Origin of the sequence: Sphingobacterium anhuiense (assembly GCF_042686355.1) — a bacterium.
GTDB lineage: Bacteria > Bacteroidota > Bacteroidia > Sphingobacteriales > Sphingobacteriaceae > Sphingobacterium > Sphingobacterium anhuiense.
Window position 1 is genome coordinate 19,796 of the sequence record NZ_JBHUPE010000006.1, and the last position, 16,492, is coordinate 36,287.

The following is a 16,492-nucleotide window of genomic DNA, read 5'->3' on the forward strand; positions in this document are numbered from 1 at the left end:
TGAAAGATTAGAATAGCTGTTACTCCAAAGCAATCAAAATCTTAATAATTTTACATATTTTCAGTAAAAAAGAAGCAATCGTTTGTCTTTTTTCAAGAAATTAAAGTATTATTTGCATTCTAAATAATATCTTTGTCTTACCATGAGCACACAATCATATTTATCAGATAGGATAAACAACTTATCCGAGTCGGCTACGCTTAAAATGACTAAGCTTGGTCGCGAATTAGCCTCAAAAGGCGTTAATGTTATCAGCTTAAGTGTTGGCGAACCAGATTTCAATACTCCTGACCACGTTAAAGAAGCTGCTAAGGTAGCTTTAGACGAAAATTGGACACGTTACTCGCCAGTTCCGGGATACCCAGAATTACGTCAGGCTATTGTGAATAAATTGAAGATTGAAAATAATCTTGATTATGACATCTCTCAAATCGTAGTTTCTACAGGTGCAAAACAGTCTTTATCAAATGTTATTTTAACACTTGTTAATCCTGGTGATGAAGTTGTAATACCCACCCCATACTGGGTTTCTTATTCAGAAATGGTTGTTTTAGCTGAAGGAAAATCGGTTTTTATCAATACTGAAATCGATAATAACTTTAAAATTACTCCTGAGCAACTTGAGGCCGCTATCACGCCTAAAACTAAATTGTTCATGTTCTCATCACCAAATAACCCTACAGGTACGGTGTATAGTAAAGATGAGTTAGCTGCTTTGGCAAAAGTATTTGAAAAACATCCACAGGTATTTATCTTATCAGATGAAATCTATGAACATATCAATTTTGTAGACAAACATGAATCTATCGCTCAATTTGATAGCGTCAAGGACCGTGTGATTATCATTAATGGTTTCTCCAAAGCATTTGCAATGACCGGCTGGAGATTAGGTTATATTGCTTGTAATAAAGAGATCGCTGCTGCAAATGATAAATTACAAGGACAAACGACATCGGGAACATGTTCGATATCACAACGTGCAGGAATCGTTGCTTATGAGCAAGGATTAGCATCAGTGAATAAAATGAAAGAGGCATTTGCTCGTCGTCGTCAACTGGTTTATGATCTATTATCCGCAATTCCAGGAGTTAAAACAAACTTACCTGAAGGCGCTTTCTATTTCTTCCCAGAAATCAGTTCTTTCTTTGGAAAAAAAGATGAGAATGGAAATGTAATCAACAACTCATCTGACTTAGCACTTTATCTATTGAATGTGGGTCATGTTGCAACAGTTGGTGGTGATTCATTTGGAAATGATAAATACATCCGTCTGTCCTATGCTGCATCGGATGAAAGCTTAGTAGAAGCTTTAAGACGTATCAAAGAAGCATTAGGCAAATTAGCATAAACTTTTATAACCCATAACAAAAGAAGAGGCTGTCTTTAAAGATAGTCTCTTCTTTTGTTATATACTCAGATTAGCCCAATTTGCTACGTAACATGGCAAGGGAACAGATATGATTTATCTTGCCGCGGTATGGCGTATTCATAAATCCTTCTGCTAATTTTATTTCGGCATACGGCATATCAAAGCTGTTGTATGGGTTTTACGTCAATTCCGAATACAAAATAAGCTCCCCAATATGATGTTCAATAAATTCAACTAAAAATCAGACTTTCCCTAAGTGCATCGATTCTGTACGAAAAGCTCTTTTAATTTAAACAAAAGGCTAAACAATATCAGAATTTTACTCGCCAGTAAACTCAACTAACTTAATAGTAAAATAATATTTCTCTAAAAGCATGTTACGTAGGAATACCTATAAGCCATTCAGAGTTAATAATAAGCAATAGCGTAAAATGAACTACCGTAAGAATAAAGACAAACGGCCAAATTTCAATATACATTGGCCAGTGTGATGAATCAATTGGACATGGCGAATTACTACACCGCTGCAACGCAAAATGGTTTACCTAAAACACAAAGACAAACGGCTAAATTGGTATATACATTGACCAGAGTGATAAATCAATGAGCCATCGCGCATTGCTATCATACCTTTAAGCAAAATGAATGCGCAACACCACTTGTTAAAACTGCCAAGCACACAGGGACCTTTACCCTATTGTGGCCTTTCCAAATCTCAAAGCGAAAATTATGGAATGAAAAACATATTAGATTTTCTCAATCTCAAGTCTTGCTACAGACACTAGTTTTTTTTTAAATTATTGGTATCAATACGATTCAATGTAAAAGAAAAAGTACTTCCTGAACCATATTCACTATCAACAGTTATAGTCCCCCCCTGTGCTTCGATAAACTCTTTACTGATACTCAAACCCAAACCTGTACCTTCTTTTTTTGTTCCCGGAATTCGAAAATACCGTTCAAATATTTTATCCTTATACCGATCTTCTATACCTTGTCCAGCATCTTTAATTGCAAATTTCACTTTATCCTCACTAGATCCAATAGAGATCCCAATGATAGCATTTTCATAGGAATAACGTACTGCATTTGAAAGTAAGTTGGTCAATACCCAGGCTGTTTTTTCATTATCAGCGAGCACATCTGGTAGGTTATTTTCCATTTGCAATTGCAATTCTATATGTTTTTGTTCTGCCATCGCTTTTGTTGCCCGTATAGCATATTCTATGAGTTCGCTCACATTGGTCGGTGCTACATTTAACTGAATGGTCCCACTTTCAACCTGCGTCATATTCAAAAGCTCACCTGTAATTTTCAACAACCTCCCGGTATCCTCGCGGATACTTTGAACAAGATTATTTTGATCTTCATTGAGTACACCAATTTGTTTATTTTCTAAAAGTTGTAACCCCATCTTTATGGAGGCAATCGGTGTTTTAAGTTCATGCGATATGGTTGCTATAAAATTCGTTTTAGCGAAATCCATTTCTTTAAACTGGGTAATATTACGCAACATGATGACCTGTCCTATAAATTGAGAATCTAATTCTCCCGTCGGTACAATATTGATATCGACAATTTCCTTCTCAAAATAACTTTCTTTACCATTTGCATAAATCTTAAGAAGAGTAGCTTCTCGTTGTTTCTGATCCTGAAAAATATCTTTGATAAAATCACGTATCAGATCATTTGTCACCGCTACATCCTGTATTTGCTTTCCAATTAGCTGTTCATTTTGTAAACCAGAAATTTTCAAAGCTTCTTCATTCGCGAATAATACCACCTTCTGTTCATCAATCCCAATTACAGGATCATGCATGTTATTAATAAGAGTATCTATTCGTTTTTTCCCTTTTAATATTTTATCCAATTTACTTTCGGCATATTCTTCTAGTTTTTCAGCCATTGTATTAAAAGAATTTGCAAGCTCTCCAAATTCATTACGTTTATCATAATGTATTCGTTTTTTATAGTTTTCATTTGCAATCTGCTTAATGCTTTCTGTCAATTCTTTAATAGGATTTGCAATATTTGATGGCAGGTTAACGATCAGAACAAAAGCAATCAGAAAACACAATGTTCCGGTAATGGAAATGACAGCAATGGCTTTTTCTGCAGTTACAGAAGCAATATCACTTTTACGTTCTATGGCTTCCATATTGAGACGCATCAATTCAGTAATGTCTTTTCTTATTTTGGAAAGCAGCGTAACATCCGCTTTATTTTCAGTAAACTGATAGAAATGTTTTTCGACCATCTTTGTAGCCTGCACCTCTCCGATTTCAGTAACATTATGCTTTTGTTTCTCTAGATTTTCCTTAAAATCATGTAACGCTACTGGATCAACATCATATTCTTCCAATGCCAACAGCATATTGCGGGCATATTGCAAAGTATTATAATTGGCAACGAGAATATTATTGGTATCCCTTTTCAACTGATTGACATACCAGCCACTTACCACAACCAATAGTACAATCATCAGAAAAAGTGACCCAACACCAAAAGTTAATTTTGTCTTTATACGCATTATGAAAGAATTATAAGATCAATTTTTTCGTTTGAAAGCTTCGTCAGAAGTTTATTAAAAGTATTTGTTGCCCAAATGATTTTGATTAATCCCAAATGTGGCTTACCTATACAAACTGTCGTTATCTGTTTTGCTTCACATTGCTCAATAATGGCTGTAGCGATCTTGCTATGATTAACCTTTATAATCTCGGCGCCCAATTCTGTTGCTAATTTAAAATTATTAATCAAATGTCGCTGTTTATCCAGCGCTATTTTAGAAACACTTTCTTTAGGCGTTTGTACATAGAGAACAAACCATTTACTATTATAATAGTTTGCTAACCTTGCAGTCTTACGAATTACGATCGTAGCAGTCTTCTCATTTGAACTTACACAAGCTAGAAATTGCTCCTTCTTCATATATTTATGATGAATAACCTCCGTCTCAACTTTCCTTTGCACCTGTGAAGCAACTTCTTTTAAAGCCAGTTCACGTAATTGCAAAATATGATCACTATTAAAAAAATTTGCTAATGCCATTTCTATCTTAGCAGCATCATAAATTTTACCATCTTTCAATCTATTTATCAACTCTTCAGCTGTTAAATCAATATTAACGACCTCATCGGCCAATCCCAGCACACTATCGGGTATACGTTCCTGTACATCAACACCTGTTATATTCTTAATCTCATCATGCAGACTTTCAATGTGCTGAATATTGACTGCGCTGATCACACTGATACCTGCATCCAATATATCGACAACATCCTGCCAACGCTTAGCATTGACACTTCCTTCAATATTACTATGAGCAAGTTCATCAATTATGACAATTTCAGGATGTATGTTAATAACCGCCTGAACATCCAATTCTTCAAGCTCTTTTCCCTTATAAAAAAGTTTACGTCTGGTTATCAACGGAATACCATCCAATAATGCATGTGTTTCTTTTCTATTATGAGTTTCAATATAACCTATTTTAATATCTACCCCACTATGTAGAAGCATATGTGCCTCTTGTAGCATACGATAAGTCTTCCCTACACCAGCGCTCATACCGATATACAGTTTAAATTTTCCTTTCCTAGATTTTTTTATCAGCCCTAAGAAATGTTCCGCATCTTTTCTTTCTTCCATATAAGTGTAGATCATGTTATTAGCTCTCTTGTTATTTTATAAACCAGTATAAAACAACAAGAGAAATAATAATTTGATTAAAAACGTAATGCCAAAGAAGTAATTCCAATCATATTATCTTTTTCCAAAGAATCATTTCGATCAGCAAAAATAGCATCTTTACTCTGTAGTCTCTTTAACTCTGTTCGCCATACTAAATTTGAGAAAACCACATAATCTACTGAAAAGGAATAACCAAATGTTTGAAAACCATTTGTAGTTCCGGTATTAATAATTATCCCTTTCTTATCTTGATAATATTCACCTCGTAAAGCTATAGCAAAATCATCATGAGGTTTATAGGAAGCGATCAAAACTGGAGTAAACCATGTGTTATAATGACTGCTTCCTTTTTCTTTTTGTTCAGCACCAATATCAAACCCTGTTATAACCGTAAATTTATCATGCAGTTGGAACTGTCCATAAAAATTATGAAAATACCGCATCTGACGAACAGAATCGGCTTTATCATTACCAATAAACGAACTGCTGTTTAAAGTTATTTTATCCGTGGGCCTATACGTTAACTGATGCCCAAAAGCGGGGGTACTGTTTCCGTCAATCCGCTGAATTCTTTGCCAGCCATTTAAAACTAATCCGCTCATCATCCATTTACCGTCATCGGTCGTATACGATATCTTAGCTCCTGTTTCAAAATAAGGAGAGTTATCCGCTCCTATACTACGTGTCAGGGTATAGCAATCCTTACTAATGGCGCTTTCAAATCCAATATGAGATGGCAAAACACCAGCATCAATCCATAAATTATGCTTTTCTGAAATCTTGATACCGACATTTGCTTCGTAGATATTTTTCAACGTTACTGGTTCAGCAGCATAATTTGCATTCATATAAGTACCAGCCGCCAATGCCAGGTTAGTCCTGATTCTATCAGATTCATAATTTAATTTAATCATTCCAAAATTTAAATTAACCTCATTATTACGATGATGACTGTATACATATCCTGGTCGGGAATTATTTTTAGGGTTAGAAAAATCGTACTGACTGTATACTTCAACATAGCCACTAATCGTTAACGGATTTTTGATCTCAACGTTTTCTTGTGCTTGCAAAATATGGATAGTTCCTAATAACAATAGGGAACTGATGATATATTTTTTCATCTTAATTTTATCATTTTGTTGATAGAGCATTCGTGTATATCATGCTTAACATCCATAGCAGATGATTTTACAGCTTGATTTCACATTTGTTAATTGATTGTATAAGGATGCTATGAAATATCCAGACTGCGTACACATCACTCTTGACAGAATTACATTTATTCGAATGTGTATGACATGGATATTTCATATTAAATTATTTTGCAGATAATTGGTCTAATGCAATATTCAACTTTAATACATTTATTTTCGCAGGACCAAATAGTCCGATTAATGGTTTTTCGGTATGCTCATGAATTAATGTCATTAAGTCTGCTTCTGCAATATTTCGGATCTTAGCAATACGTTTCACCTGAACCTGAGCTGCCTGTACTGAAAAGTGAGGATCTAAGCCACTCGCACTTGCAGTAATAAGATCAGCAGGTATTTGTGCTTTTGTAATAGTGGGATTATGCACCAAAAATGTATCTATCCTACCTTTTACCTCTGCCAGATATGAAGGGTTTGAAGGGCCTTTGTTACTTCCCGCAGATCCTGCTGCATTATAGCCAGCCGCAGAAGGACGGGACCAGAAATAGTGATCATTTGTAAAGGCCTGACCAATGTTGCTGTAATAAGTCCTACCTTTAAAAGTGATGATTTCACCTTTACCTTCATTTGGAGCTACTTGAGCAATGGCCCATACAGCAAAAGGATAGATGACTGCAAAAAAAACAATTAGGATAAAAGTCAGCTTTATAGCTGGAAAAATATGCTTTTTCATGATTTCGTTTTTTTAAATAAATAAGGATACAATAAGATCAATCAATTTGATGCCTACAAATGGCACCAAAATACCCCCTACTCCAAAAATGAGCAGATTACGACGTAACAGTGCACTTGCACCTATCGGTTTATAGGCCACCCCTTTCAAAGCCAATGGAATTAAAAATGGAATAATTAGGGCATTGAATATCACGGCAGATAAAATGGCGCTCTCTGGACTATGTAATTGCATAATATTTAATCCTTGCAACGCTGGAATAGCCGTAATGAATAAAGCAGGAATAATCGCAAAATATTTCGCCACGTCGTTTGCAATACTAAAAGTAGTAAGAGTGCCACGAGTCATCAATAATTGTTTACCGATCTCCACAACTTCGATCAATTTCGTCGGATCATTATCCAAATCAACCATGTTGCCTGCTTCCTTAGCAGCTTGCGTCCCACTATTCATTGCAACACCAACATCTGCCTGAGCCAGTGCTGGAGCATCATTTGTACCATCTCCCATCATGGCAACCAGACGGCCATTAGCTTGTTCCATTTTGATGTAGTTCATCTTATCCTCTGGCTTAGCCTCAGCAATAAAATCATCGACTCCGGCCTTTTCGGCAATATATTTTGCCGTCAATGGATTATCGCCGGTTACCATAACTGTTTTGATACCCATTTTCCGTAAACGTTCGAACCGCTCTTGAATCCCTGGTTTAATAACGTCCTGCAATTCAATGACGCCTAAAGCAATTTCGTTTTCACAAACAACTAAGGGTGTACCTCCATTTTGAGAAATTTCAGTAACCTGATCGGTTATATCTACTGGAAATACATTTCCGGCCTGCGTAACGATATTACGGATCGCATCAGTCGCACCTTTACGAATACGAGTCTGATCAAAATCAATCCCGGAACTTCTTGTCTCTGCCGTGAATTTGATAAAAACGGGTGCATTGATTGGATATGCCAAAGGATTAACACCAGCCAACTCAATGATTGATTTTCCTTCAGGAGTTTCATCACTCATTGAACTTAATACAGCAGCTTTAATCAGTTGCTCTTCGGCTATGCCCTTCGTTGGGTAAAAATGTGTTGCTTTACGGTTACCAATGGTAATGGTACCAGTTTTATCCAATAATAGGACATCAATATCTCCAGCCGTCTCTACTGCTTTTCCGCTTTTAGTAATGACATTTGCCCGCAACGCTCTATCCATTCCTGCGATACCAATTGCGGATAATAATCCGCCAATCGTAGTGGGTATTAAGCAGATAAATAGTGAAATAAAAGCTGCAATTGTGATGGGCGCATTGGCATAATCTGCAAAAGGTTTTAAAGTCACAGTAACAATAATGAATACCAAGGTAAAACCTGCTAAAAGAATGGTCAATGCAATTTCATTTGGTGTTTTTTGACGACTTGCTCCTTCTACCAAAGCGATCATTTTATCTAAAAAACTTTCACCTGGTTCGGTAGTTACTTTTACCTGTATCTTATCGGACAATACTTTTGTTCCGCCTGTTACACTACTTTTATCCCCTCCAGCTTCACGTATGACAGGAGCCGACTCTCCAGTGATCGCGCTTTCGTCTATAGTTGCCAAGCCCGCAACAATCTCTCCATCAGAAGGAATGATATCACCTGCTTCACATATAAAGATATCACCTTTCACAAGTTGTGAAGAAGAAATCATACTTCCATTTGCTAATTTTGCAGGGGTTTCCTCTCTTGTTTTACGTAAACTGTCTGCTTGTGCTTTTCCTCTAGCTTCAGCAATCGCTTCCGCAAAATTGGCAAACAACAGAGTAAGCAATAAAATCAAAAATATGGTGAAGTTATAACCAAAACTACCTTGTGATGATTCTCCTAACAATATCCATAAACTGACTACTAGCATCACAAAAGTTCCGATCTCTACCGTAAACATTACGGGATTACGAAACATCAGTTTAGGGTTCAATTTCACGAAAGACTGTTTGCAAGCTTGCAACAACATGTCACTCTGAAATAATGATTGATTCTTATTCATTTTTAAATATTTATATTGACGAAGTAAACGATCGTGTTAGCTTACCTAAACCAGTGATCGTTATCATTCAAATGAGATTAACGCATAGAAAAATATTCTGCAATAGGACCTAAAGCTAATGCTGGGAAAAATGATAATGCAGCTACAATAATGATTACTGTAAATACCAAAATCCCAAAAGTTGCTGTATCTGTCTGTAAAGTTCCCTCGCCTTCAGGAATAAATTTTTTCTTAGCCAACAAACCTGCAATTGCTACTGGTCCGATAATCGGCAAGAAGCGTGATAAGATCAAAACGATACCAGTACTGATATTCCACCAAGGTGTATTATCACCTAAACCTTCGAATCCACTTCCATTATTTGCCGATGAAGATGTATATTCATATAAGATCTCACTGAAACCATGAAAACCAGGATTGTTTAATGTTGATGCTCCTTGTCCGGGAAATGCGGTTGCTAAACCTGCACTGATTAAGATTAGAAATGGGTGAATCAATGCAATAATCATCGCAATCTTCATTTCTCTAGCTTCTATTTTTTTCCCTAAAAACTCGGGTGTGCGTCCCACCATCAGTCCACTGATAAATACAGCAAGAATAATGAAGATGAAAAAGTTAAGGATACCAACTCCTGCACCTCCATAAAAACTATTTATCATCATTGCTAATAATTCATTCATTCCGGAAAGTGGCATTGAACTATCGTGCATGGAATTAACAGATCCCGTTGAAATCACTGTTGTCACAATACTCCAGAATCCAGATGTTGCTGCTCCAATTCGGATTTCTTTTCCTTCCATCGCACCTAATGACTGATCAATTCCCATATTTGTTAGAGCAGGGTTACCATTCATTTCCATCTTGACATTTGGAATTGCCAATAGCAAGAACCCTACCGTCATCACGGCAAACATCATCCAGGATAACTTTCTCCTCTTGATAAAATAACCAAAAGCGAAGATCATGGCAAATGGAACGATCATCTGTGCCGCCATTTCTACCATATTGCTCAAATAGGTAGGGTTTTCAAAAGGATGAGCCGAATTGGTTCCAAAAAAACCACCACCATTTGTTCCAATATGCTTGATTGCAACAAACGCTGCAGCAGGTCCTCGCGATACTTGAACGGTATCACCTTGCAAACTTACAATTGTATCCTTACCCTCAAACGTCATGGGTGTTCCTTGAAAAGCAAGTATAATAGCTACAATAAAGGATAATGGAAGCAGAATTCGCGTACAAGATTTAATAAAATATTCATAAAAATTACCTAAATCTGTAGCTGTTCTATCTCTAAAAGCTCTAAAAAGAGTTACTACCGCAGCCATACCAGTACCTGCACTGACAAACTGTAAAAACATCAACCAATATTGACCCAAATAACTCACCCCAGTTTCACCAGAGTAATGTTGTAAATTACAGTTCACAACAAAAGAGATTACCGTGTTGAATGCCAAATCTGCTGTCATGCTTGGATTTTGATCTGGATTTAAAGGTAAACTTCCTTGCGTCATCAGTACCAGCATTCCCACCAGAAACCAAATCATATTGATGGTGAGCATCGCAACCATATGCTGCTTCCAACTCATTTCAACTTTTGGGTCTATACCTGTTAGTTTATAAAATAATCTTTCAATCGGATTGAAAACGGGATCAAAGATTGTTTTATCTCCAGCAAATACTTTCGCAATATATTTTCCTAAAGGAATTGCTAAAGCGATCGTACCAAGAAACATGACGATTATGGCTATTATTTCTGTATTCATAATTAAATTTTAAATATTATTTCATTCACAGTTTGATTGTTAAAACTGCTCCGGCTTTAGTAATACATACACGATGTATGCAAACACGCCTACTGCTACTATGAGTAATGCTATCATCGTTTGCTATAATTTTAATTTTCCATTATCGTTTTGAGGTATTCCTTCCTCAATTCTTTTGGCAATATGGCCAGATGCTTTTTTAAACTTGCTGGACTTTCTTCTATGGACAGCTTAGTCAGAAATTCATTTTCGATCGCATTACGTGTATATTGGTTTCCTCCCTGATATATCAAATTCACCACTTTTGCAATTTCTTCGGCGTCTGCATACTCATATTCATTACCTGAGCTCATCTTTTTTAAGCATTGTTCGGCTAATTTTCCTAATATGATATAATCAGCTACGGTATGATCTCCTAATTCTTTATCTGAAATCCAATTACTGGATTCTGGTATCCATTCTTCTAGGGTACTTATCATTTTTGTTTTCATTCTATTATTTTTTCATTTGTTGATGACTGCTCGAGTAGTACATAATAGCTGCTATATATCAAGATTATCTACTTCGTGGCTTCACCTTAAATCTGATCAAAAAAGTCAATTGATTTAAAAAACAGTGCAAAACAAATTACACCAACAAGTGTCAATATTATGGCTATCATCTTTATTAATTTATGTGCTGAGAATATCTACAAATTTTACAAGTGCAAAAGTCACAATTGCGACAAAGGCAATTTTCAATAATCCGGACGTTATGCCGGATTTCCAGTACCTGTCGTACTGCCTGATTTTTTTCCATTTTGAATTTAACATGAGTATTCATTTTGGAAGTGCTGGATGCCAATTTTATTCCAACTCTGCCAAGAAACAGACAAAACACTACACAACAACTCATTATATTAAAAACAGAAATATTTACCAACAAAAAAGCCTATCATTTTGATAGGCTCTTTATCATAATAGAAAGATTTTCTTCAAAAGATATCGTGTAAACTGCTGTAAGGTTATAAGGGATTCTTATACGTAAGTATTGCACTGCTCTACGGTATTGCTAGGTACCAACCTTGACATAGGGTATACCTGTAAGCAGCGTTCTTGCTTAGTATTAGCAGGGTGAGAGTGCTATATAAGGTGAACTTACTGTGGACTTATAGTGGACTCACCGTGGATACAACACCTATTTGGTACGACCTTTTTATCAATAAAGTCCCTATTACATGCTATTGGATCTTCAGTTTGTTTATTGCAAGAGCAGGAATAATAGTTTTGTTCAGTTTAAATAACAATTAAGAGATTACGGGGGAAACAGTCATCTCTGTATGGAATTCGTTAACAAAAGTTTGAAATATAATTATGAAAGTAATAACTAAACAGTCGTCCACGTGGGAAAATAACAATAAAGAGCATGAAGCCTCCGTAAGACCAGAAACCTCTAGCTCATGGTATTAATTTATACTCTTCGATCTTACGATAGAGTGTTGCAATACCAATTTCCAAAAGACGAGCAGCCTCTGCTTTGTTTCCTTGAGTATGATGTAGTACTTTTTGAATATGCACTTTTTCGACACTTGCCATGGAGAAGGCAGATAACATTTTTACACCTGAATCAACGGCTACACTAGCAAAAGGAAGCGTGTCAACACACAATACATCATTATCTGATAAAATCACACTACGTTCTATGCAATTTTTAAGTTCACGAATATTTCCTTTCCATTGATGGTTTTCCAATGCAGTAATATATTCAGGCGAGATTTGTAATTCTTTTCTCTTAGCACGCAAAGAAAAGATTTGTGTAAAATGATTTGCCAATAAATGAATATCTTGCTTACGTTCACACAGTGCTGGCAAATAAATACTGAATACCGAAAGACGATAAAATAAGTCACTTCTGAAATGTTCATTTGCTATTTCTTCTTCCAAATTACGATTCGTAGCTGCAATAATACGAACATCTACACGTGTTACTTTTGTTTCTCCAATTTTTAAAAATTCGCCAGTTTCTAATACCCTCAAAATTTTAGCCTGCAATTCCACTGGCATTTCGCCGATTTCATCAAGAAAAATAGTGCCTTTATTTGCCTCTTCAAAAAGTCCTCTTTGATCTTTCATTGCACCGGTAAAAGAACCGGCCTTATGTCCAAATAATTCACTTTCCAATAGTTCTTTACTAAAAGCGGCACAATTAATGGCGACAAAATTAAACTTACTACGGTTACTTGCCTGATGTATCGCTTGTGCAAACACTTCTTTTCCAGTTCCTGTATCACCTGTTAATAACACTGTCGTATCAGTAACGGCAACTCTTTTTGCTAAATCAATTGCATTTAAGATTGATTTCGATTTCCCGACAATCTTGTCAAAGGAATAGCGGTCCCCTAGCTGCTCTTCGAGTTTTTGAACTCTTTTTGCCAATGCTACCTTTTCGCTTGCATTATTTACTAATGGAATAATCTTATTGTTATCGTCTCCTTTGGTAATATAATCAAAAGCTCCATTTTTAATTGCCTGTACGCCATCCGGAATATTTCCATATGCTGTCAACAAGATAATTTCAGTTAACGGGTACTTCTGTTTTATTACTTTGGTGCTATCTACACCACTTCCGTCGGGTAATTTAACATCACAGATTACAACATCAATATCTTGCTCTTCCAAGCGTTTTAATCCTTTCTTTAAATCTGAAGCTTGAAATACTTCAAAGCCTTCTAGAGTAATAATTCTAGCAAGTAGTGTACGAATCTTTTCTTCGTCGTCGATGATTAGGATTGTGCTCAATGATTAAAATTTAGATATCAAACTTAAGTAAATTTTAGGCGAAACTTATTATAGGCGAAACTTATTATCTATATCAGATACAACTTGTACTTAACGACCAAAATGATCATAGTTATCAGTTGCAAACTTTTCAAAACGTGTTAACAGGGCAATATTATCACGTTCCAATTGCGTTAGCTCTTTTGTTACATCATTGGAAACTGGGACATACCAATCCACCGGATCAAAGAATTGACGCACATTAATTTTAGTAAAAGCATATCCATGACGTGCAAAAATAGTATTTCGAATAATCTCTAAATCCAACTTCTTCAAATTTTTTAAATCGGCTTCTGTGAGCTTTGTTTTTGACGCATTGAGCGTATATACAACAGGCGATGCTGCACGATATAAATCATTAATAAAGGTGTAAGTTGAATCTCCGTCTGCCATCGTCTTTGTTTCCTTTTTTGACGCATACCAGTCAATTAATGGTTCGCTATTTTCATCATTAGGTAACATGAGATTAGCATTATAAACGAACTGTTTTTTTATTAATTTGAAATTCCGTTTTTTCACATTTACACTTTGATCAAATGCTGTCCAAGATCCCTCTAAAGTATCTTTATTCAATTTGAACTCAAATCTTCCGTCAGATTTTTTATCTCCGGGCTCATCCAAGATAAAGGTGATCAAATTTCCATTTTCTTCTATTTTCCCTACCAAAGGTCTTAAATTTCCTTTAACCACATTTTGCGCAATGACTGTATCAGCTGTGATTCTTTTAATTGTCAAATTAATTTTAGGACTATAATCGAATTCCGCAGGAAATTCGCCTTGCTTTTCAAGAATTTCTTCCGAAACTTTTTCATCTACAGTAAAATCGCCTACCCAATTTCCATATAATTCTGGATGAATCTCATCTTCGACCATAGCTCCCGAAACTGATTGGTCTGAAGATTTTTTATCTGTTTTACTATTGCAAGAGGTTAGCAGGACGAATGCCAGTGCCATATAGAAAAGTCTTTTCATATTATTTATTACGGTTAATTATCCATTCTGCAATTAGTAGATTTGGAATCCAGCCTAACCAGGCCACCAATTGGTATAGGTCCATGGGATAGGGATGAAAGAAATAAACTAATACAAGTTTCCAATAGCGCAAAGTTAATGCCGAACATGTCAATGCAAAACTTCTGATCATAAAATTTTTATGTGCTTTAAAATCTCCCGTTTTTGCTTTTAGAACAGCTTGAAGTGTAAAGTAAAACCAAAATATTGCAAGTAAGGTAAAGGCAATTTGAGCAACTGGTCCACCGTTAGCTTGCATTGCGATTAAAAAACCAGAGGGTGCTGCAACAATTAAAATAGCACCAACATATAAATAACCAAATGCGATATGTAAACGTGGGTATGTTCTTAAAATGGTGCTACTAAATTGTGTAAATCCAGCTGGAAGCGCTAAAATTGCAAAAGTAACATGGGCATAAAACACATATCTGTACCAGAAGATCTCCGTTATTTCAGTCTGTTTAATCTGTAAAAAAGAAGTATCTAATTCAAAATTTCGATATTGCCAAATAATTTCTGCCATTAGGATACAGCTATACCCAAACAGTAATAATAGTACTAAATTACCAATGATTTTTTTCCAACCCAAAGTCATCTCTTCCGATTTGATTTAATTAAGGTAATTTAAAAAATTACCTTAATTTTCAAAATTTCACTTAACAACCAATGGTAATGCCGTTCACAATAACCGCTTCTTTCTTTACGACCACGATACCATCACAAACAGCATAAGTCTCATAATCTCCATCTTTAAGATGCTTCCCTCCTTTTATACGAACATTATTACCAATACGACAGTTTTTATCTAGGATTGCATTTTCAATATAACATCGTTCACCGACGCCTACTGGCGGAGGTGCCTGCGTACTTCCTAATTCCAAAACTTCCTCCAGTTGTTCATAATAATCACTACCCATCATATAGGTGTTTTTAATCACTGTACCATGTCCTATACGGGAGCGAATACCAATGATTGAACGCTGAATTTTATCGCCATTAAGAATACATCCATCTGCAACAATTGTATTGTTTAATGTAGTTCCTGATATTTTAGAAGGAGGCAACATCCGTGCTCTTGTATAAACTGTTTCATTAAACAAATTAAAATCAGGGATATCATCGGTTAAACCAATATTTGCTTCAAAAAAAGAACTAATTGTACCAATGTCAGTCCAGTACCCATCAAATTGATAACTCAGTACATTTTTGGAATCTATACTTTCAGGAATGATTTCTTTCCCAAAATCCATACCTGGATTTTCTTTCAGTAAGGAGGCCAATACACCTTTTGAAAAAACATAAATCCCCATAGAAGCTAAATAATGTCTACCGCGCTTATCCATCTCTTCTGATACTTCGGACCCCCAGTTTAAAAGTTCTTCTTTATTAGGCTTTTCTATAAAGGAGGTAATAACATTATTTTCATCCGATTTTAAAATTCCAAATCCTGTTGCATCTTTACCAGTGACAGGAATAGTTGCAATGGTGACATCTCCTTTGTTTTTAACATGAAAGTCGACTAATGCAGCATAATCCATTTGATACAATTGATCACCTGACAGAATAAGTACATAGTCATAATCGACATTCAGCAGATTTTTCTGTGTTCTCCTCACAGCATCAGCTGTTCCTTCGAACCACCGATCGCCTTCATTATTTTGATCTGCAGCTAATATATCTACAAATCCTTTACTAAAAATACTGAAATTATAAGCGTTTTTAATGTGCTTATTTAAAGATGCCGAATTATACTGTGTCAGAACAAAGATTTTATTATATCCGGAATTTAAGCAATTCGAAATCGGAATATCCACCAAACGGTATTTACCAGCAATTGGTACAGCTGGTTTTGAGCGCTGTTCGGTCAAGGGATACAAACGAGTACCTCGTCCACCCCCCAAAACAATAGAGACTACTTTGTGTGACAT

General features: G+C 35.8%; 13 protein-coding genes. 1 reads left to right on the forward strand and 12 read right to left on the reverse strand.

The genetic code is table 11. From position 1 onward, the window contains the following. The first annotated feature begins 142 nt into the window (after positions 1–142). Entirely contained in the window at positions 143–1,348 is a 1,206-nt protein-coding gene (locus ACFS6I_RS15235) for a pyridoxal phosphate-dependent aminotransferase (RefSeq protein ID WP_380921866.1), read from the forward strand. Between the two features lie 802 nt (positions 1,349–2,150). On the opposite strand, the gene ACFS6I_RS15240 is transcribed toward ACFS6I_RS15235, so the two are convergent. The 12 genes from ACFS6I_RS15240 to ACFS6I_RS15295 form a co-directional block, all read right to left on the reverse strand. Beyond that, positions 2,151–3,899 (reverse strand): HAMP domain-containing sensor histidine kinase, encoded by a 1,749-nt coding sequence (locus tag ACFS6I_RS15240; RefSeq protein ID WP_380921868.1) that lies wholly within the window; start codon positions 3,897–3,899, stop codon positions 2,151–2,153. Next, positions 3,899–5,020 (reverse strand): sensor protein KdpD, encoded by a 1,122-nt coding sequence (locus ACFS6I_RS15245; protein WP_132771815.1) that lies wholly within the window; start codon positions 5,018–5,020, stop codon positions 3,899–3,901. Before ACFS6I_RS15245 ends, ACFS6I_RS15240 begins: the two co-directional genes overlap by 1 nt. A gap of 77 nt (positions 5,021–5,097) precedes the next feature. Further along, positions 5,098–6,186: a porin gene (locus ACFS6I_RS15250; RefSeq protein WP_380921871.1), complete on the reverse strand. Its 1,089-nt coding sequence runs from the start codon at positions 6,184–6,186 to the stop codon at positions 5,098–5,100. A 196-nt stretch (positions 6,187–6,382) separates the two neighbouring features. Continuing rightward, positions 6,383–6,949 (reverse strand): K(+)-transporting ATPase subunit C, encoded by a 567-nt coding sequence (locus ACFS6I_RS15255; protein WP_380921873.1) that lies wholly within the window; start codon positions 6,947–6,949, stop codon positions 6,383–6,385. Between the two features lie 12 nt (positions 6,950–6,961). Continuing rightward, positions 6,962–8,971, reverse strand: coding sequence for a potassium-transporting ATPase subunit KdpB (gene kdpB / locus ACFS6I_RS15260; RefSeq protein WP_380921875.1), 2,010 nt, complete (start codon positions 8,969–8,971; stop codon positions 6,962–6,964). A 77-nt stretch (positions 8,972–9,048) separates the two neighbouring features. After that, positions 9,049–10,737: a potassium-transporting ATPase subunit KdpA gene (kdpA, locus tag ACFS6I_RS15265; protein WP_380921877.1), complete on the reverse strand. Its 1,689-nt coding sequence runs from the start codon at positions 10,735–10,737 to the stop codon at positions 9,049–9,051. Positions 10,738–10,776: 39 nt separating this feature from the next. Continuing rightward, a complete protein-coding gene (kdpF, locus tag ACFS6I_RS15270) occupies positions 10,777–10,854 on the reverse strand; it encodes a K(+)-transporting ATPase subunit F (RefSeq protein WP_084825336.1) in 78 nt (25 codons plus the stop codon). Between the two features lie 14 nt (positions 10,855–10,868). Continuing rightward, positions 10,869–11,228, reverse strand: coding sequence for a DUF7674 family protein (locus ACFS6I_RS15275; RefSeq protein ID WP_183915338.1), 360 nt, complete (start codon positions 11,226–11,228; stop codon positions 10,869–10,871). A gap of 945 nt (positions 11,229–12,173) precedes the next feature. Continuing rightward, positions 12,174–13,514: a sigma-54-dependent transcriptional regulator gene (locus ACFS6I_RS15280; protein WP_380921880.1), complete on the reverse strand. Its 1,341-nt coding sequence runs from the start codon at positions 13,512–13,514 to the stop codon at positions 12,174–12,176. 90 nt (positions 13,515–13,604) lie between these two features. Beyond that, the gene (locus tag ACFS6I_RS15285; RefSeq protein ID WP_380921882.1) at positions 13,605–14,525 is read right to left on the reverse strand and encodes a YARHG domain-containing protein; all 921 of its coding nucleotides are present in this window, start codon (positions 14,523–14,525) and stop codon (positions 13,605–13,607) included. Between the two features lies 1 nt (position 14,526). After that, complete coding sequence (locus tag ACFS6I_RS15290) at positions 14,527–15,087, reverse strand: DUF2306 domain-containing protein (RefSeq protein ID WP_380921884.1); 561 nt, start codon at positions 15,085–15,087, stop codon at positions 14,527–14,529. A 133-nt stretch (positions 15,088–15,220) separates the two neighbouring features. Then, positions 15,221–16,492 (reverse strand): glucose-1-phosphate adenylyltransferase, encoded by a 1,272-nt coding sequence (locus ACFS6I_RS15295; protein WP_021188128.1) that lies wholly within the window; start codon positions 16,490–16,492, stop codon positions 15,221–15,223.

What these genes read in the sequence shown, in the direction of transcription:
- ACFS6I_RS15275 (WP_183915338.1), bottom strand. Translation starts at nt 11,228, where the DNA reads ATGAAAACAAAAATGATAAGTACCCTAGAAGAATGGATACCAGAATCC.
- ACFS6I_RS15250 (WP_380921871.1), bottom strand. Translation starts at nt 6,186, where the DNA reads ATGAAAAAATATATCATCAGTTCCCTATTGTTATTAGGAACTATCCAT.
- ACFS6I_RS15245 (WP_132771815.1), bottom strand. Translation starts at nt 5,020, where the DNA reads ATGGAAGAAAGAAAAGATGCGGAACATTTCTTAGGGCTGATAAAAAAA.
- ACFS6I_RS15240 (WP_380921868.1), bottom strand. Translation starts at nt 3,899, where the DNA reads ATGCGTATAAAGACAAAATTAACTTTTGGTGTTGGGTCACTTTTTCTG.
- ACFS6I_RS15290 (WP_380921884.1), bottom strand. Translation starts at nt 15,087, where the DNA reads ATGGCAGAAATTATTTGGCAATATCGAAATTTTGAATTAGATACTTCT.
- ACFS6I_RS15285 (WP_380921882.1), bottom strand. Translation starts at nt 14,525, where the DNA reads ATGAAAAGACTTTTCTATATGGCACTGGCATTCGTCCTGCTAACCTCT.
- ACFS6I_RS15235 (WP_380921866.1), top strand. Translation starts at nt 143, where the DNA reads ATGAGCACACAATCATATTTATCAGATAGGATAAACAACTTATCCGAG.
- kdpF (WP_084825336.1), bottom strand. Translation starts at nt 10,854, where the DNA reads ATGATAGCATTACTCATAGTAGCAGTAGGCGTGTTTGCATACATCGTG.
- ACFS6I_RS15255 (WP_380921873.1), bottom strand. Translation starts at nt 6,949, where the DNA reads ATGAAAAAGCATATTTTTCCAGCTATAAAGCTGACTTTTATCCTAATT.
- kdpB (WP_380921875.1), bottom strand. Translation starts at nt 8,971, where the DNA reads ATGAATAAGAATCAATCATTATTTCAGAGTGACATGTTGTTGCAAGCT.
- kdpA (WP_380921877.1), bottom strand. Translation starts at nt 10,737, where the DNA reads ATGAATACAGAAATAATAGCCATAATCGTCATGTTTCTTGGTACGATC.
- ACFS6I_RS15295 (WP_021188128.1), bottom strand. Translation starts at nt 16,492, where the DNA reads ATGTCACACAAAGTAGTCTCTATTGTTTTGGGGGGTGGACGAGGTACT.